The organism is Marinobacter salarius (genome assembly GCF_032922745.1).
In the GTDB taxonomy this organism is placed as follows: Bacteria; Pseudomonadota; Gammaproteobacteria; order Pseudomonadales; family Oleiphilaceae; genus Marinobacter.
On sequence record NZ_CP136693.1, the window covers coordinates 2,067,880 to 2,086,241 of the forward strand.

The 18,362-nt window shown below is 58.0% G+C and carries 16 protein-coding genes; 7 read left to right on the forward strand and 9 right to left on the reverse strand.

Annotated features, from left to right (window positions below):
• Positions 1 to 15: 15 nt before the first annotated feature.
• From R1T46_RS09600 to R1T46_RS09625, 6 genes are all read right to left on the reverse strand, one after another.
• Positions 16 to 285: a K+/H+ antiporter subunit F gene (locus R1T46_RS09600; protein WP_317308081.1), complete on the reverse strand. Its 270-nt coding sequence runs from the start codon at positions 283 to 285 to the stop codon at positions 16 to 18.
• Positions 282 to 770, reverse strand: coding sequence for a Na+/H+ antiporter subunit E (locus R1T46_RS09605; protein WP_317308082.1), 489 nt, complete (start codon positions 768 to 770; stop codon positions 282 to 284). Before R1T46_RS09605 ends, R1T46_RS09600 begins: the two co-directional genes overlap by 4 nt.
• Entirely contained in the window at positions 770 to 2,287 is a 1,518-nt protein-coding gene (locus R1T46_RS09610; protein ID WP_317308083.1) for a monovalent cation/H+ antiporter subunit D, read from the reverse strand. Before R1T46_RS09610 ends, R1T46_RS09605 begins: the two co-directional genes overlap by 1 nt.
• Positions 2,284 to 2,661 (reverse strand): Na+/H+ antiporter subunit C, encoded by a 378-nt coding sequence (locus R1T46_RS09615; RefSeq protein WP_317308084.1) that lies wholly within the window; start codon positions 2,659 to 2,661, stop codon positions 2,284 to 2,286. Before R1T46_RS09615 ends, R1T46_RS09610 begins: the two co-directional genes overlap by 4 nt.
• Positions 2,661 to 5,468 (reverse strand): monovalent cation/H+ antiporter subunit A, encoded by a 2,808-nt coding sequence (locus tag R1T46_RS09620; RefSeq protein ID WP_317308085.1) that lies wholly within the window; start codon positions 5,466 to 5,468, stop codon positions 2,661 to 2,663. The genes R1T46_RS09615 and R1T46_RS09620 overlap by 1 nt, the downstream gene beginning before the upstream one ends.
• Positions 5,469 to 5,778: 310 nt before the next feature.
• A complete protein-coding gene (locus R1T46_RS09625; protein WP_317308086.1) occupies positions 5,779 to 6,591 on the reverse strand; it encodes a crotonase/enoyl-CoA hydratase family protein in 813 nt (270 codons plus the stop codon).
• A 114-nt stretch (positions 6,592 to 6,705) separates the two neighbouring features.
• On the opposite strand from R1T46_RS09625, the gene R1T46_RS09630 reads away from it, so the two are divergent.
• Positions 6,706 to 8,760: an NADPH-dependent 2,4-dienoyl-CoA reductase gene (locus tag R1T46_RS09630; RefSeq protein ID WP_317308087.1), complete on the forward strand. Its 2,055-nt coding sequence runs from the start codon at positions 6,706 to 6,708 to the stop codon at positions 8,758 to 8,760.
• A gap of 90 nt (positions 8,761 to 8,850) precedes the next feature.
• Here the strand turns inward: R1T46_RS09630 and R1T46_RS09635 are convergent, their stop codons facing one another.
• Positions 8,851 to 9,015, reverse strand: coding sequence for a hypothetical protein (locus tag R1T46_RS09635; RefSeq protein WP_317308088.1), 165 nt, complete (start codon positions 9,013 to 9,015; stop codon positions 8,851 to 8,853).
• A 77-nt stretch (positions 9,016 to 9,092) separates the two neighbouring features.
• Positions 9,093 to 9,650 (reverse strand): hypothetical protein, encoded by a 558-nt coding sequence (locus tag R1T46_RS09640; RefSeq protein ID WP_317308089.1) that lies wholly within the window; start codon positions 9,648 to 9,650, stop codon positions 9,093 to 9,095.
• Between the two features lie 269 nt (positions 9,651 to 9,919).
• On the opposite strand from R1T46_RS09640, the gene R1T46_RS09645 reads away from it, so the two are divergent.
• The 6 genes from R1T46_RS09645 (at position 9,920) to R1T46_RS09670 (ending at position 17,020) form a co-directional block, all read left to right on the forward strand.
• On the forward strand, positions 9,920 to 11,722 hold the full coding sequence (locus R1T46_RS09645; RefSeq protein WP_317308090.1) for an acyl-CoA dehydrogenase: 1,803 nt from the start codon (positions 9,920 to 9,922) through the stop codon (positions 11,720 to 11,722).
• A gap of 111 nt (positions 11,723 to 11,833) precedes the next feature.
• On the forward strand, positions 11,834 to 12,094 hold the full coding sequence (locus R1T46_RS09650; protein ID WP_036209551.1) for a hypothetical protein: 261 nt from the start codon (positions 11,834 to 11,836) through the stop codon (positions 12,092 to 12,094).
• Between the two features lie 134 nt (positions 12,095 to 12,228).
• Entirely contained in the window at positions 12,229 to 12,531 is a 303-nt protein-coding gene (locus R1T46_RS09655; protein WP_036209554.1) for a hypothetical protein, read from the forward strand.
• Between the two features lie 155 nt (positions 12,532 to 12,686).
• Positions 12,687 to 14,717 (forward strand): PhoX family phosphatase, encoded by a 2,031-nt coding sequence (locus R1T46_RS09660; RefSeq protein WP_317308091.1) that lies wholly within the window; start codon positions 12,687 to 12,689, stop codon positions 14,715 to 14,717.
• A 225-nt stretch (positions 14,718 to 14,942) separates the two neighbouring features.
• Positions 14,943 to 16,583 carry a methyl-accepting chemotaxis protein gene (locus R1T46_RS09665; protein WP_317308092.1) on the forward strand — a complete coding sequence of 547 codons (1,641 nt, stop codon included), beginning with the start codon at positions 14,943 to 14,945 and terminating at the stop codon, positions 16,581 to 16,583.
• A 65-nt stretch (positions 16,584 to 16,648) separates the two neighbouring features.
• Complete coding sequence (locus tag R1T46_RS09670) at positions 16,649 to 17,020, forward strand: hypothetical protein (protein WP_317308093.1); 372 nt, start codon at positions 16,649 to 16,651, stop codon at positions 17,018 to 17,020.
• On the opposite strand, the gene R1T46_RS09675 is transcribed toward R1T46_RS09670, so the two are convergent.
• Positions 17,014 to 18,330 carry an MFS transporter gene (locus tag R1T46_RS09675; RefSeq protein WP_317308094.1) on the reverse strand — a complete coding sequence of 439 codons (1,317 nt, stop codon included), beginning with the start codon at positions 18,328 to 18,330 and terminating at the stop codon, positions 17,014 to 17,016. The genes R1T46_RS09670 and R1T46_RS09675 overlap by 7 nt on opposite strands.
• Positions 18,331 to 18,362: the final 32 nt, after the last annotated feature.

The window sequence follows — 18,362 nt, forward strand, 5'->3', positions numbered from 1 at the left end:
TGCTTACCTTGTTTGTTATTCAATCACGCTGCCGCGCTTCAGATATTTGGCCATCGCCACGGTACCAACGAAGCCCATCACGGCGATCAGCAGTGCGGCTTCAAGGTACAGGCGTGTGCTCAACGTTATTCCGAGCAAGACAATCAGCGCGATAGCGTTGATGTACAGGGTGTCCAGCGCGAGTACCCGATCCGGTGCATCCGGCCCTTTGACCAGTCGATAGACGTTCAGCACCGTTGCCAGGACAACCATGGCAATGGTGATGTACAGCGCGATGGTAATCATTGAAACATCTCCTTCAGGCGTGCCTCGTAGCGGGTACGAATCGCGTTGATCACCTCTTCGTCGCTCTCGGCGTCAAGGGCGTGGATCAGCAGCAACGTTCTGTCGTCACTGACATCGGCGCTGACGGTTCCCGGTGTCAGGGAAATGGTGCTGGCCAGCATGGAAATGGCCAGGGGATGCGTCAGCTCCAGGGGATAGGACACCAGTATCGGTTTGGGTTCACGGCCGCTGAGTATCAGGCGGGCGACGGAAACGCTGGCAACCAGAATATCGTAGAGGACAATGACCAGATACGGCGGCAGCTTCCAGGGACGCGCGAAGAAGGGAGGGTCCGGCCAAAAGCCACGGGTCAATTGCGGGATCATCCAGGCCAGAACCAGCCCCAGGACAACGCTGGCGCCAGAAACGCCGTCACTGAGGAACTGCCAAATGGCAAATAGAATGAGGCTGAGGTATGGCTGCGGAAAGCTCAGGCGGTCAAGCATTACTTCTCCTCCCCAACCATGGGTGTGCCCAGGATCTCGGTGTAGGCGCTGGTGTCATGGAGCTGTGCTGCCGTATCTTCGGCGTAGCGGCTGATTGGACCGGCCAGGATGACGATCACGATACTCAGCGAAATCAACGCGCTCGCCGAAACAGACAGGGATGGGGTCAGTTTTTGAGGTTCTTCAATATGACCTTCCACATTGCGCCAGAACACGATACTACCTGCGCGGCTGTAGGCGATCAGTGTGAAAAAGCTGCCAATCAGCACCACGCTCCAAAGCCAGGCAACATCCGACTCGGTCACCGCTGACTTGAGAATCAGTAGCTTGGCAAAAAAACCACTGAGTGGGGGCAGGCCTGCGGCAGCCACAGCCCCCATCAGGAATAGCACACTCAGGAACGTGCGGTTGGGGATCCGTGGCGCAGTGACAATTTTGTCCTGGGCACTGCCACGTTGACCATCAACGAGATCGGCCACCAGGAATAAGCCACCGACCACCCAGGTCGTGTTGAGCAGGTAGAAAAGTGCGGCGGACGTGCCGGCTACCGTGCCAAACGAGATCGCGGCAAGCAGCGTCCCTACCGAGATAATCACCTGCCAGGCAACCAGCTTCCTCAGGCTCGCGGCACCCAGGGCCCCGATGACGCCCATGGTCAGGGTGATCAGTGCCAATGGGAAAAGCCAATCCATACCCAGGCCCGCCAGCTCACCTGCCTGGTTGCCAAAGATCAGCGTAAAGACGCGGATAATGGCGTAGATACCCACCTTGGTCATGACCGCAAACAAGGCTGCGACCGGCGCTGTGGCGTTGGAATAGGCTCCGGGTAGCCAGAAGCACAGGGGCAGGATGGCAGCCTTCAGGCCGAAAACCACCAGCAACATCATGCCACCAGCTTTCACCAGGGGAAGGTTCTCTTCGGCCACCTGCGGAATCTTGACCGCCAGGTCTGCCATGTTGAGCGTTCCCGTTACGCTGTAAATCATGCCGACGGCGATCAGGAAGACGGCGGAGCCTGCGAGATTCAATACCACATAATGCAGGCCGGGAACGGTCCGGCTGGTGCCTTCACCGTGCATCAGCAAGCCATAGGAGGCAATCAGCAGGACCTCGAACGCAACAAAGAGGTTGAACAGGTCTCCGGTCAGGAAAGCGATGTTCAGGCCAAGTAGCTGGAAAAGGAACAATCCGTGGAACTGACGGCTGCTCTCATCGGTGCCACCGATCGCATAGATGTGACAGAACAGCGCCAGTACGGCCGTCATGACGAGCATCAGTGCCGCAAGCCTGTCCAGCACCAGTACGATACCGAACGGCGGTTGCCAGTTGCCAAACGCATAGAGGCGATAGCTGCCGTCGTCGGCGAGAACAAGAAGGACGATTGCGGCCACCAGCATCAGCACCGTGGTGGCAATGGCGAGCGTCCGCCTCAAAGTGATGGGCGCGTACCCCATAAAAGCCTGCAATATGCCGCCGATCAGCGGAATCAGTATGGGAGCAGTCAGCCAGTGGTTCATGTGTTGATGCCCTCCTGCTCCTGCTCCTGCTCTTGCGGAGTGCGGTCCTGTTCCGGAACACGACCGTTGACATGGTCGTCGTTGTTGTCGGCAAGGCTGCGCAAGGACAGCACAACAACGAAGGCGGTCATGGCGAAACCGATCACAATGGCGGTCAGCACCAGTGCCTGGGGCAGGGGGTCGGAATAGGTTTCCGCGCTGCCGATGATGGGCTGGCCACCGGTCGCCAGCCGTCCCGACGAGAACAGGAACAGGTTAACGCCATACGACAGCATGGTCAGGCCCACCACAACGGGAAAGGTGCGGGCTCTGAGCATCAGGTAAACCCCGGAGGCTGTCAAAGCCCCGATGACCACCGCGAATGCAAGCTCCATTATGAGCCCTCCTTATAGTTGGTACTCTTGATGGCCGAATGGGGTGACAGGCGACCAACGCTGGTCAGCGCCAGCAGTGTGGCGCCGATAACGGTCAGATAAACGCCGAGATCAAAGACCAGCGCCGAGGCTACCTCGAACTTCCCAACCACAGGCCAGTAGACGTAGTCGAACGTGGATGTGAGGAACGGATAGCCGAATGCGAAGCTGCCAGCCCCGGCGATGAGTGCGAACAGCAGCCCCAGGCCGATGACGTTGTGGTAGCGGATTGAAATACGGTCCTGGGTCCAGGACATCCCGCTGGCAATGTATTGCAGGATCAGCGCCACCGCAGTGATCAATCCGGCGATGAAGCCGCCACCCGGCATGTTGTGGCCGCGCAGGAATATATAGGCGGAGATCATCAGGGCCAATGGCAGCATCGGCCTGGCAATCTGCTGCAGCATCATCGGGTACGCATCCCGCGTCCAGGGATGGCCCTGGCCGTCGCCTGGAGGCGGCGTCAGGTCAACATGTCGCAGCATCGCGTAAATGCCCAGTGCCGCAATGCCCAGAACCGTGATCTCACCGAGGGTATCGAAGCCACGGAAGTCCACAAGAATGACGTTGACCACGTTAGTGCCACCGCCGCCGGGTTTGCTGTTCTCGAGGAAAAACTCCGAAATTGACGTAAACGGCTGTGTCAGCATGGCCAGGGTAATGAGTGTCATGCCGATACCGGCCGCGCCAGCGATCAGAATATCCCTGATGCGGCGACCTTTCGGCGTCTCGATCGGCGTCCAGGACGGCATGTAGTACAGCGCCAGCATCAGCAGGACAATCGTTACCACTTCAACCGACAACTGCGTCATCGCCAGATCCGGAGCTGAGAAGCGGGCAAAGCCGAGAGCAACAAGAAGCCCAACGACGCTGAGCAAAACCAGCGCAAAGAACCGGTCACGATGCACAGCCGCTGTACCCAGGGCCGCAACCACCAGGATGGCAACACCGATAAGCGTGGGCCAATCCACCGGGCTGAGCCCATTACTGCCGATGGCAATCCCCAGGTCCCAGAGCGGGAGCACGGCAACAGCAATCACACTGACGATCAGCAACATGGCGTAGCGCTGCAGTGAGCCGTTCTCGATGTAGGCGGTAACGGTATGGGCAGTGTCCGAAATTCGGCTAACGATGGCCTCGAAGACCGCTTTTTCATCAATTTCCTTGAAACGGGCGTGGAAATCGAAAAACCGCTGGCGCTGGGTATACATCAACAGGCCCCCGAAGAAGGCCACGAAACTCATCAGCAGCGGCAGGTTAAAGCCGTGAACAACCGTCAGGTGATACTCGGGAACGTCGCCACCCAGAGTGGCAGACGCTGCAGCATAGAGCAGTGGGCCGACGGAGAACGCCGGGAACATGCCAACCATCAGGCAGGCGAAGACCAGGATCTCAACCGGTATTTTCATGTACCTTGGCGGCTCATGGGGCGGAAAGATAGGCAGGTTGACGGGCCGACCGTTGAAAAACACGTCGTGGATGAATCGCGCCGAGTAGGCAACGGCAAATATGCCGGCCAGTGTTGCAATAAGCGGAGGCAGATAGGCCCACAGGCCGGGAAGATTCAGTTCCAGGGCTTCGGCGAAGAACATCTCCTTGCTCAGGAAACCATTGAGCAGCGGCACACCCGCCATCGACGCTGCCGCCACCATGGCCAGCGTGGCGGTATGAGGCATGTAGCGCCAGAGGCCATTGATCCTGCGCATGTCCCGGGTGCCGGTCTCATGGTCAATAATGCCGGCGGCCATAAACAGGGACGCCTTGAATATTGCGTGGTTGATCACATGAAAGACCGCGGCGACGGCAGCCAGTTGGGTACCCATACCAAACAGCAGGGTGATCAGGCCAAGATGACTGACCGTTGAATGAGCCAGGAGGCCTTTCAGATCATGCTTGAACATGGCGACATAGGCGCCGATCAGCAGCGTGGCCATGCCGGTAAAACTGACCATGTAGAACCACTGTTCGGTGCCGGCGAGGGCCGGGTACAGCCGGGCCATCAGGAAGATGCCCGCTTTCACCATGGTGGCCGAATGCAGGTAGGCTGAAACAGGCGTTGGCGCCTGCATGGCGTGGGGGAGCCAGAAGTGGAACGGGAACTGTGCGGACTTGGTGAACGCACCCAGCAGCACCAGAGTCAGTGCCACCGGGTACATGCTGTGGTTCTTGATCAAGTCCCCGGCGGCGAGAACGTCCTCCAGTTCATAGCTGCCCACGATGTTGCCAATCAACAGGACGCCGGCAAGCAGTGCCAGGCCACCGCCTCCGGTAACTGCAAGTGCCATCCTTGCACCGCGGCGAGCGTCTTTTTTATGGGTCCAGAAGCTGATCAACAGGAACGATGTCAGGCTGGTCAACTCCCAGAAAACCATCATCAGCAATAGGTTGCTCGACAGCACGATGCCAAGCATGGAGCCCTTGAAGCACAGCAGTAGCGCGTAGAACTTACCGACGTTCTCGTGGGGCTTCAGGTAGTAGCGGGCGTACAGGATGATCAATAGCCCGATAATCAGGATCAGCAGCGCAAAAAGCAGCGATAGACCATCCAGGCGAAAGCTGAAAGACAGTCCGAGGGCTGGCAGCCACTCGGTGGTGTGCTGCACGATGCCGCCGTCGGCCAGGGTTGCCCAGTGGGGATATAGTGCCGCCAATCCAATGATGGCGGGGACACAGGAAATTACGGCAATTGCCGTGCGTCCGCCCTGGGCGAACAGTGGAGCCGCCAGGGCTCCCAGAAACGGCAGTAAAACGACCAGCGGTAGCGACATCGCAACCTCTTAATTGGCTTTCTTCTTTATGGATGGAGATGCAAGTGTTGCCTGAGTTTAGCCCCCGGTGTCCGTGCTTGCACGGGCAACCATTTGAATGGTGGCCAGAATATCAGCAGTGATGGGGTGGATCCGGGAAGTAGGGCAAGCTGCCGCGATGCTTCTTTGCATCAGCAGCGACCGGTGAAAAACCGGGATGTGTATTAGCCAGGGACCTCGCGGTCGTCATGGTTGCTCCGATAATCAGTTACCCCGGCTGATGATACGTGGCCGTCTACGCAGGTCAAGTACGCTGACCATTTATCCGCGTTCAGAAATCACGGCGATCCTGGTAGGGTTTATCGGGAGAGCCGGAATTCCTGGCAACGGCAATGCGCTGATTCGCCCGCCCGAGCACCTTTTTCTGCAACTTTGTTTCCCAGTCCAGTGCGGTTTTGTCGGTGGCGTTCCAACTGCGGTTGAACAACAGCTTGCTGGCGGCGACGGCGTCCGGGGAGCGCTCGGCAAGCTCCCGTGCAAAGTTCATCGCTTCTGCCATGGGGTCATCGCTTACGCGGCTGACCAGACCCATGGCTTTTGCTTCCGTACCGTTGAATTGCCGCGCAGTCATGGTCAACTCCTTGGCCAGATCAATGGGAACCAGTTCCCGCAGGGTCACGGTCAGGCTCATGTCTGGGATCAGCCCCCACTTGCTCTCCATGATGGAAAACGTGCAGTCGGTGGTGGAAAACCGAAAATCAGCTCCCAGCGCAATCTGGAAACCACCGCCGAAACAGTAGCCATGGGTAACGGCAATCACTGGGGCCGGTACATCCCGCCATAAATAGCCGACATCCTGGGCGAGATTGCTGATCCTGCGGCCAGGTTTGACCAGCAGCTTGAGGAAGTTCACCGGATTCTTCGACACGGTCTTTACATCCAGCCCGGAACAAAAAGCGTCTCCGGCACCGTTCAGGATGATTGCACGCACACTGCGGTCTTTCTTCAGGGTTTTGGCCGCCCTGGTGATGGCCTCGAACATGGGCATGTCCAGGCCGTTGTATTTCTCCGGGCGGTTCAGGGTCACGATGGCGATGCCATCCTCGATGGTGATCAATACCCGTTCAGATTCGCGTGCGCTCATAGTGTGGATTCCATGTCATACGTTAGTCGTAGGCCGCTATGCTACCATGTTGCCTCCTGATGAAAACGTCCGCGTGAGACGAGACGACCAAACGATCAATCAAAGAGAAACAACATGACCGCAGCCTATCCGAACCTGCTGAAACCCCTCAACCTGGGTTTCACTGAGTTGAAAAACCGCGTGCTTATGGGCTCCATGCATACCGGCCTGGAAGACCGGTTCTGGAACATCCACAAGCTTGCCCGTTATTTTGCCGAGCGTGCCGAAGGCGGCGTGGGGTTGATGGTCACCGGTGGTTTTTCGCCCAACTTCGTGGGGCAGCTTTCACCGCTGGCCTCTACTATGAACCATCGCGGCACGGCCATGCTTCATCGCCATGTGACCTCTGAGGTCCACGACGCCGGGGGCAAGATCTGTCTGCAGTTGCTTCACGCCGGCAGATACGGCTACCAACCCTTCAGTGTATCTGCCTCGGCCACCAAGGCGCCCATTACGCCGTTCAAGGCCCGTGCGCTCTCCACCAAGGGGGTCGATAAGCAGATTGATGACTTCGTCAACGCTGCAAAACTGGCGAAACTGGCCCGTTATGACGGCGTTGAGGTTATGGGATCGGAAGGGTATTTCATTAACCAGTTCCTGTGTGAGCGTACCAATAAACGCACTGACAAATGGGGCGGACCGTTCGAGAACCGCATGCAGTTGCCGGTGGAGATCGTTCGCCGCATGCGGGAGGCGGTCGGCCCCGAGTTCATTATTATTTACCGTCTGTCGATGCTGGACCTTATAGAAGGTGGGCAGACCTGGGATCAGGTGGTGCAATTGGGCAAAGCCATCGAAAAAGCCGGTGCCACCATTATCAATACCGGTATCGGCTGGCACGAAGCCCGGGTGCCAACGATCGTGACGTCGGTGCCGCGGGGCGGCTTTGCAGACGTGACTGCCAAATTTTATGGCGAAGTGGACATTCCGGTGTGCACCACCAACCGCATCAACACCCCGGAGAAAGGGGAGGAAATCCTCGCGGCGGGCAAGGCCGATATGGTGTCCATGGCGCGACCGTTACTGGCGGATTCGGAATTTGTGCGCAAGGCAGAGCAGAACCGTAGTGACGAAATTAACACCTGTATTGCCTGCAACCAGGCCTGTCTGGATCACGTGTTCCAGCTCAAGCGGGCATCCTGCCTGGTGAACCCGCGCGCCTGCCACGAAACCGAGTTGGTCCTGACGGTGGCTCCGGTCAGCCGACGTGTGGCGGTGGTCGGAGCCGGTCCTGCCGGTTTGGCCGCCGCGACCACCGCTGCCAAGCGGGGTCACAAAGTGACGCTGTTTGAAGCGGATGACAAAATTGGCGGCCAGTTCAACTACGCCAAGCGAATCCCCGGGAAGGAAGAGTTCTATGAAACGCTGCGTTATTACCAGCGCCAGATCGAAATCCTGGGTATTGTACTGAAGCTCAATACCCGCGTGGATGCCGATGGATTGGGAGAACTGGGCTTTGACGACGTGATCATCGCCACGGGCGTGAAACCGCGGACGCCTAAAATCGACGGCATCGACCACCCGAAGGTACTCGGTTACCTCGATGTCCTGCGCCACAACAAGCCCGTGGGCCAGTCGGTAGCGGTGATAGGTGCCGGCGGTATTGGCTTCGATGTCAGCGAGTTCCTCACTCACGAATTCGGTCATCACCCCGAGGGAGAGCAGGTCAGCATGGCAGACTGGCAGGCTGAGTGGGGCGTTGATCCGCAATTCGATGGGCCCGGCGGGCTGGCTGAACGCAAGCCGACATCGTCACCTCGCAAAATTTACCTGATGCAGCGCAAAAGCAGCAAAGTCGGCGGTGGTCTGGGCAAGACCTCTGGCTGGGTGCATCGCAACAGCCTCAAGCATCGTGATGTTGAAATGCTGAGGGGGTGTAGCTACGACAAAATTGATGATGACGGACTGCATATCACGCTCTCCGACAAGGACGGCAAGGTCACCGAGAGCAAGGTGCTGGCTGTAGACAACATCATCATATGCGCAGGTCAGGAGTCGTTCCGGGCGTTGTTTGATGATTTGGCCAATCGGGGAATTCAGACTCATTTGATCGGTGGCGCGGATGTGGCGGAAGAGCTGGATGCCAAACGAGCGATTCGTCAGGGGACGGAAGTGGCTGCCCAGCTTTGACCGGATGGACAATTTTGGTCACAAAGTGATCGTTTTGATCATTTTTAGACAGTGGATTATTAGGTCACCGTCAGGGTGGCCGACCACCGTCTACCGCATGGCTTTCAGGGCCTCACTAATGGCGTCAGCCTCGGCCGACAATACCCGATAGCGAAGGCTATCGGCCTGCTGACTGGCCTGAAGTAGCTGTTTCTGCTTCATGTCGTAAAGGCGATTGAGCAGTGCGCATTGCTGGTTTTTTTGCGGTGCGGTCATGGTATTACCCTCCACAGGGAATAGCCTGTGTCAGTTATTTTTACGTTTTGCCTCGGCTTTTGGCCTTGTAGTGAAAACTAAGCATAACCCGGGCCAAAAGCGCTCGGGTTACCTCCCAAATCTCGCCCGATAAATACCGGGTGCCAGTCCTGCAGTTTCAGAACAGCGGCATCGGAATGATAGCGCCGGGCCTGCAGGGCTCCGTAAGGCGCCTGACTGGTCCGCCCCGCATCAATCACAAACGCCTCCGCCAGCAGAAACGCCCCTGTGCAGTTACTGGCTACCCGAACCTGCCCCGAAGGCGCCTCCCGAAAGTTACTGAGCCAGTCAACCAACCCGGGATTGGCCTCCAGAACCTGCGCAATCGGCGCGCCAATCGTGGGTACAATGACCAGGTCTGCCTGCGAATTACCGGTGGGAATGTCCTGCCAGTCCCCATCGGCCATCAATGTTATCCCATTGATACACCGACAGGGCCGACCACCCTCGGTCAGCAATTGAGTGGTGAACTCCTGCTCCGGAGGCGTATCGTTGATGCGTGCCCAGGTCACCCCTGCAAGCCGAAACAGGTCGATAACCCCCGTAATCGCACTGGCAAGCGCCCCATCAAACCCAATAACAGAAACCGTTCGCATACCACCTCCAAATCAGGGCGCCAGCCGGGAAGACCCTCCCGGGACTGTCGGCAGCAAGGATGCTGCCGTCAAGCGTACACGGACGTATTCACAGCGTGTCCCGGGAGGGTCTTCCCGGTTGGTGACCGTCTGCCGAGCACCCCAAGCCGCGCATTCACAAAGGAGGCCTGGAATTAAAGTGGCAATTTTAACCATGATTATGTCATTAACGCCGGTTTCAACAAAAACAACCGTATGAGAGGCTATACGCCATAAACAGGAGACCCGAAATGACCGACACCCTGATTGACCGCCGCGACCTGGCGTTCCAACTCTACGAAGTACTCGACACCGAAAGCCTCAGCGAACGCGAGCGCTTCAGCGAACACAGCCGCGACACCTTCGACGCCGTTATCGAAACCGCCGACAAAATCGCCCGTGACAAATTTGCCACCCACAACAGCGCCGCCGACAAAGACGAGCCCAAATTCGTCGGCGGCAAGGTGGAAATGCTGCCTCAGGTAAAAGAAGCCTTTGACGCCTACGCCGATGCCGGCTTCATTGCCGGGCGCTACGATTATGAACTGGGAGGCATGCAACTCCCCGAATCCGTCATGGCAGCGTGTAACGGCTTCTTCACCGCCGCCAACCCGGGCACCGCAGGTTACCCGTTCCTCACCACCGCTGCCGCCAACCTGATCCGCGTGTTCGGCAACGACCAGCAGAAAAGCACCTTTCTGCCACACATGCTCAGCGGCCGCTTCACCGGCACCATGGCCCTGACTGAGCCCCACGCCGGCTCGTCATTGTCTGATATCCGCACCTCCGCCACGCCGACTGACGACGGTCATTACCTGATCAAAGGTGCCAAGATCTACATCTCCGGCGGAGAACAGTCCCTCACCGAAAACATCGTTCACATGGTGCTGGCGAAGGTTAAAGGCGCCCCGGCAGGCGTAAAAGGCATCTCCCTGTTTATCGTGCCGAAATTCATTGTGGATGAAGAAGGCAACGCGACTGAACGTAACGGCGTGAACCTGGCTGGCCTGATTCACAAGCTGGGCTACCGCGGGACCACTTCAACGGCGCTCAGTTTTGGTGACGACGCACCCTGCCATGGCTACCTGGTGGGTGAGCCCCACCAGGGCCTGAAGTACATGTTCCAGATGATGAACGAAGCCCGGGTTGGCGTTGGCTTCGGCGCTGCAGTGATTGGTTATCGTGGCTACATGCACAGCCTGGAATACGCCAAGGACCGCCTGCAGGGCCGCAAACCGTCAGAAAAGAACCCAGAGGCACCCCAGGTCCCCATCATTGAACATGCCGATGTGCGACGTATGCTGCTGGCCCAGAAAGCCTACAGTGAAGGTGGCCTGGCGCTGTGCCTTTACGGCGCACGCTTGATGGACGACCAGCACACCCATCCGGACGAGCAGAAGCGGATGGAAGCCGGCAAGTTGCTGGATCTGCTAACGCCAGTTATCAAGGCCTGGCCCTCCGAGTTCGGGCCGAAAGCCAACGACCTGGCCATCCAGGTCTATGGCGGTGCCGGTTACACCCGCGAATACCCGGTGGAGCAGTGCTGGCGGGACAACCGCCTGAACCCGATTCACGAAGGCACCAACGGCATCCAGGCGCTGGACCTGCTGGGCCGCAAGATCTGGCAGGACCAGAGCCACGGCCTGCAGTTGCTGATGCAGGAAATGCAGGTGGACCTGGAAGCCGCCACCACCGATCGATGCCAGCAATGGGCGCTGTCCCTCAGTGAAACCCTGCAGCAAGCGGTGAAAGTGACCCAGAGCCTGGGTAAATCCCTGATGTCGGAGGACACCGACCGGGTGTTGGCCAACGCCTCCTGCTACCTGCACCTGTTTGGTCATATCATCGTATCCTGGATGTGGTTGCGTCAGGCCAATGCCGCCGCCAAGGCCCTCGGTTCCGCCAACAGCGACGAAGAAAGGAGCTTCTACCAGGGCAAACTGCAGGCCGCCCAGTACTTCTTCCACTGGGAGTTGCCCACCGTGGCACAGGATCTGGTGCTGCTCCGCAACCAGGACGATACTTGCATGAACATGAAGTCGGAGTGGTTCTGAAACTGGCGGACTGACACAATCTAAACCAGACTGTAGGCAGGCTCTGGAGCGCAGTTTTCGGCGTTTCGGAGCGCTTTCCTATCCTGCTGCACCCACAGGGAAGAAACTGCCATGACGTCGGGACACGCCTCCAACGCCTATCGCCCGGTACGCTGTGAAATTCACAGTTTGCTCCGGGAGTATCTGACCTCTTCAAAACTGGCCGAGATTGTCTATCGCGACGATGCCGGTCAGATCCGTACGACCCACGATGTTATCCGCGATCTCTTCAGTCGTGCTGGCCAGGAGTTTGTTTTCCTGGGGCGAGGGCACATGGTTCGCCTTGATCACGTACTGACACTGGACGGTAAGGTCGTAGCCGGAGCAAATTGATGGCTACAGGTTATTGCTTTTCCTAACTTATTGTCGCTGCTAACAAAAACGTAATTCCCAAGTAATTGTGCCCGCTCAGTCACGGCCGTAGACTTGTCGCTGTTGTATTCACACGCCAAAGAAAGGACACAGTTATGAACAAGCTGACACTGAGCGCACTGGCACTGCTGATGACGCTGGGCCTTGCGGCCTGCAGCCAGGATGACAACGAAGGCGCCGATCTCGAGGAAGCTGGCGACAACGTTGAGGAAATGGCGGATGACGCCGGCGATGCGGTCGAAGAGACCTACGAAGATGCCACCGGCCAGAATGACAGCGCTTGGGACGAGACCAAGGACGCTGCTGGAGATGCTGCCGAAGAAACTGGCGAAGCGATGGAAGAAACCGGTGAAGAGATGGGCGAAGCCGCCGAGGAAGCTGGCGACTCCATGCAATAAGATTGCGTCTGTGGCCTGCCCTTGAGGGGCAGGCTTTTTTATGGGCTGTAAGAAAATGTTAAAGAAACTGTCTTTTTACTGTCTGAAATCTGTCACTTAACCCACCGACACTGTTCTCTCGAAAACCAATAACCCACCCGAGAGAGAGCAGGACCATGGCAAAGCATGACCTGGATCCCAACTACCTGGATCCCAATTACGAGCCCGTCGTTAACCATTCAAGCAACACGCCCTTTCATCAGGTCCTTGCGGCCCGTATGCAGCGCCGTACCGTTATGAAGGGTTCCGTTGGCGCCGCGTTGGCCAGCGTTATGGGGTTGGGCCTGGCCGGCTGTGGCAGCGATGACGACGATGACAACGGTACCTCCACAGGGGGAAGTTCCACCAACACGGATCTTGGTTTCAGTGCGGTTGCCGTATCCACCGCCAACGAAGTGGTTGTTCCTGAGGGCTATTCCTCCATCACTTTCCTGCCCTGGGGGACCCCGATCACCGGCTCCTATCCTGAGTATAAAGCCGATGGCACCAATACCGGTGCCGATCAGGAACAGCAGGTTGGGATGCACCACGACGGTCTTCATTTCTTCCCGATTGACCAGAAGGCCGGTGGCAACAGCTCAACGGAAGGCCTGCTGGTGATGAACCATGAGTACATCAATCAGTCTGCGCTCCATGCCAATGGGCCGACCAACGCCGGTGATAATGGTGGCGTGCGCCCCGCCGATGAGGTTCGCAAGGAAATTGCCGCTCACGGTGTGTCTGTCGTCCATATCAAACGTGACACCAACGGTACCTGGGACGTCGTCTTCGGCAGTCCATTCAATCGTCGCATTACCGGCAGCACGGAGATGGACATCCGTGGTCCGGTACGTGGGTACAGCAAGCTGGTCACAACATACAGCCCCAACGCGACCGAAACTCGCGGTACCCTGAACAATTGCGCGATGGGCCCAACGCCCTGGGGCACCTACCTGGCCGCGGAAGAGAACTGGCACGGCTACTTTGCCAATAGCGATGCGACCCAGCCTCGCGAGCAGACCAGACATGGTGTTGGCAGTTCCAGCCGATACGACTGGGAGTTGGCAGACGGTGCGGCCGACCAGTATGTACGGTTTAATGTGAGCACGACCGGAGCGGCTGCGACCGACGACTATCGCAACGAAGCCAACACCTACGGCTTCATGGTTGAGATTGATCCGTTCACCCCGGAAAGCAAGCCCCAGAAACGCACTGCGTTGGGCCGCTTTGGCCATGAAGGCGTCATCTTCGCGCCGGCGAAAGAAGGTGAGCCGGTGGTGTGCTACTCCGGTGACGATTCCCGTTTCGAATACATCTACAAGTTTGTATCGTCCCAGCCATACTACGCCGCGACGGCCGGTGGCTACCTGCTGGATGGGGGTACCTTGTACGTTGCCCGCTTCAACGGGGATGGCTCTGGTGACTGGCTGGCGCTGGATCTGGACGATGCGGATTTCGCCAGCAAGGTTGCTGCGGCCGAAGGCAACATGGTCGGCGATATCCAGTTCGACGGTTTTGAGAATCAGGCAGACGTTCTGCTGAATACACGCCTCGCAGCCGATATCGCCGGTGCTACGACGATGGACCGCCCGGAATGGGGCGCCGTTGATCCCAATTCTGGCGAGGTCTATTTTACCCTGACAAACAACTCTAACCGGGGCCAGCCAGGGTTCGACGACGTCAACGCCGCCAACCCGAACTCTCCCAATGCTACCGGCCACATCATTCGCTGGACTGAAGAAGGTAACGATCACACGGCGACCAGCTTTGACTGGGATATCTTCGTCTTTGCCGGTGAGCAGGGAACGGAAACCGTTGTCGATGGTGAAGCCGTCGTCTCCCTGAACGACGATAATATTTTCAACAGTCCGGATGGTCTCTGGTTTGACGACAATGGCCGCCTGTGGATCCAGACCGATGGCTCTGATGCTGATCCGTACTTCAACAACATGATGCTGGCCGCTAACCCGGAGACACGCGAAATCAAGCGTTTCTTCGTTGGCCCTCAGGGTTGTGAAGTAACTGGCGTTATAAGCACACCGGACGTGAAAACCATGTTCGTTAACATCCAGCACCCGGACGGCAACTGGCCGAACGCGGCGGAGTCCCGTCCCCGCGACGCCACCGTTATTGTGACCAAAGACGATGGCGGTGTGATCGGCGCCTGATAGGGGCGAGGCAGACACACGCCGACAAGAACAAACCGCAACACCGGATTCGTCCACCAGGACGTCTCCGGTGTTGCGGTTTTTGTGTTTCAGTTTTTCCTCAATCAGCCGTAGAACGAGTATGGGTCAACTAAAGTAGCAGTTATAAGTAAAGATCAATTCTTTACTCTCACGAGTAGTCGTCAAAAAAATGCATTCACTAATAATGAAAACAATGAGGTGGATATGGGGTTGCTCAGCCGGCCTGTTCTGGTTGCGGGGGTGTCAGTCGCTGTTGTTGTCGCCTTTGGGGCTTTCATGGTGGCGCCGTTGATAGGATTGGATAGCGCGTCGCTGGTGGCGGGCGTGGTTATTGGTCTGGTCGTCGCCACCGCGTTTCTGGTTTTACGCGTGCTGGAACCGGTTGAACGTTCCATCAAGCAACTCAACGCAGGTGAGCTGCCAGCGGGTAGTCCCCTGGGCAAACAGTGTGCAAGCCTCCTCGCAGATGCCAAAGCAGGGCGGGCACTGGTGGAAACACTGTCCGGCAGTGCCGACAGGAGTGCCATCTCTGCAGCCCAGGTGTCCTACGCGGCCGATCAACTGAAGATTCGCCTGGACCGGCAGGTCAGCGAAACTGCGCAGATGGCGGAGTACGCGGGGCAGATTACCGAGAGTGTGCGTGAATCTGCCCAGCAGGCCACCGATGCTGCGACCATGGCTCTGCAGAACCGCCAGGTCAGCGTTGAGGGCCGTGACGCATTGTCATCAGCCATCGACAGTGTACGGGCGGTGCATGAACAGTCCAGTGAGAACCTGAGGCTGATCCAGGAACTCAACGAAAAATCCAACAAGATCCAGGGTGTCACCACCACCATTCAGGGTATTGCGGAGCAAACCAACCTGCTGGCCTTGAACGCGGCAATTGAGGCCGCGCGTGCCGGCGATCAGGGGCGGGGCTTTGCGGTGGTTGCCGACGAGGTCAGGCAATTGGCCGGGCGAACCGCCCAGGCAACCGGTGAGGTGGCCGAAACACTGCAGGAAATACGTTCCGATACCTCCCTGATTGTCTCGCGGATTGAGGACCTGGCCAAGAGCGTGGAATCCGGCCTGGAGTCGGTTGAAAGCGTTGGCGAGCGCCTGGATCAGATTCGCGATCAATCTGACCGTGTGCAGCAACAGGTGGCGCGCATTGCCGAGATCGACCAGAACAACGAGCAGAGCCTGGAACAGGTATCGTCGGCCATTGAAACGGTTCGGGATCAGATTACCGAGAGCGATACCAGCGTTGCGTCGCTCGCCCAGCAGGCAGCGACACTGATGGAACTGGCGGAAGAAGCCAACGCGGCGTTTGCATTAAACAGTGATGAAAGCTACCACAGATTCTTCTACGACCAGGCTCGTCAGGGTGCGGAGCGGATTGGTAAGCTTTTCGAGCAGGCGGTTCGAGATGGACAACTGGCGGAAAGTGCTCTGTTTGATAAAAAGAGGACACCCATTCCCAAGACTGATCCGCAGAAGTATTCGAGCAGCTTTGACCGATTCACGGATCAGCAACTGCCAACCGTGCAGGAAGCGGTTAAAGGCGCTCACCCGTCGATGGTTTTCGCGATTGCCGCAGCGCCGGATGGCTATGTGCCGACTCATAACCGCGATTTCGCCCACGCACCAACGGGTGACTCGAAAGTGGATCTGGTCAAGAGTCGCAGCAAGCGGCTGTTCAACGACCGCACCGGTGCCCGGTGTGGTAGTCATACCCAGAATATGCTCCTACAGACCTACCGCCGGGATACTGGCGAAGTCATGCATGACCTGTCAGTGCCGGTCTACGTGAATGGCAATCACTGGGGCGGCTTCCGCCTGGGTTACAAGCCGGATAGCCGCTGAGCCCCAGCGGTTTCCGGCTTCTGTTGCTGTGATACACTGCGGGTGTGGAGCCAGAGGAGAGTGACTTGTCCGAGCACGAATACATCCCCGCCAATGCAGACCCCATAGCACGACGTGAAGAGCCAGGCCGCAACCTGGCGGTGCTGGTTTATATTCTGCAGGCGCTGTCGTTCTTTGTCGGCGGCATCACCGGTCTGGTGGGCGTGATCATCAACTACGTCAAGCTCGATGACGTAAATAGCACCTGGATAGAGCCTCATTTCCGTTGGCAGATACGGACCTTCTGGATCGGGCTGTTATGGACGGTGATTGGCATTGTGACGACGCCACTGATCGTTGGCTGGTTTGTGTTGCTGGGTATCTCCATCTGGATCATCTACCGCATTGTGAAAGGCGCCCTGGCTTTGAATGACGGGAAGCCACCGGAACCTCACTGATCCTCGGTCACTTCCCTTAACCGGGTGGCGCTGATGGCACCGGCCAGCCCCATGGCGCCCAGCGTCAGTATCACCGCTACATCCGATATCATCGATACCAGCGCTGTCAGCCCGCCAGTCGCCAGCAACAGCACCCCAATAACGGTATTGCTCACGGAGGTATAGTCGGTGCGTTTGTTGCCGCCGGCCATATCCACCAGATACGTTTTACGTCCCAGTCGAACCCCCGCATGCGCAATGCTCAGCACGAAGAACCCCGCGGGATAGAACCAGACGCTGGAGGTTGCTTCGCCCGCAAACAAAGCGGTCAGGCCCACCGTCAGGCAGGCGCCACTGGCGACAATGGCACCGCGAATCATTACCCGACGGCTGGACTCGTCCGCCATCCAACCCCACACACTGGCACTGATGGAACTGGCGAGGCTGCTTGCCAGCAGAAAGACGCCCAGAAGCCAGCCGGTGTCCGAGTTTTTCTGGGCGAGCACGACGAAGTAGGGTGACGCCAGCGCCGAGCACAACAGCAGGGCACGGGTAATCACGAAGTGCCGGAAGGGCGCGTCGTCCCTGAGAAGGGACAGGCTTTTGAGCGCGTCACCGAGGGCATTGCCACCACCGCCGGTTTCGCCCTCGTATTCGTCAACGGAGGCGAATAGAAAGCCGGCAATGATCCAGAGGCAGGCAGCCAACAAGAGCAGGAGGGTGTAGAAAAGTACGCCAGGGTCACCCCGGTCCCAGAACAGCAAGGCGGTCAGGATGACCGTTGCGGTCCCACCGATGGTGGAGGCCAGGCCAGACAGCCGCCCCCGGCGTTTCTTCGGGATGCATTTTCCCTGCACGTCCTTCATGGACACCGAGCAAAATCCCCGGGCCAGGGAAAACAGCACCAATGCACCCACCACGCCGGCGCCCGCGGCATAGCCCTCCAGGAACCAGACACTCGCTGCCATGCCCAGAACGCTGGCCGCCTGACCAAAGCTTCCCAGGGTCCAGAACCATTTACGCACAGGCTTGCGCCGGACCCAGGCACCGATCACCATTTGCGGAATCATAGAGCCGGACTCACGGATCGGGACCAGCCAGGCCACCAGGGCAGGTGCCCCAATCGCGCTTAAAAGCCAAGCCAGCACGGTCTTGGGGCTGATCAGCAAGTCACCCAGTTTGGTCAGCACGTTGCTGCCGAGGATCAGGAAGAAGTTGCGTGGCACCTCACGGCAGGCTTCATCGGGGATGTCCGTGCAGACCCGGGCGTCTTCTTCGTTGGCAATCAGGCTGTAAACCTGGTCGAGGGTGTCCGTGTTTCTGGCGGGCAAGTTGCCGTCCTCCTGAACAAATGGCTTATAAG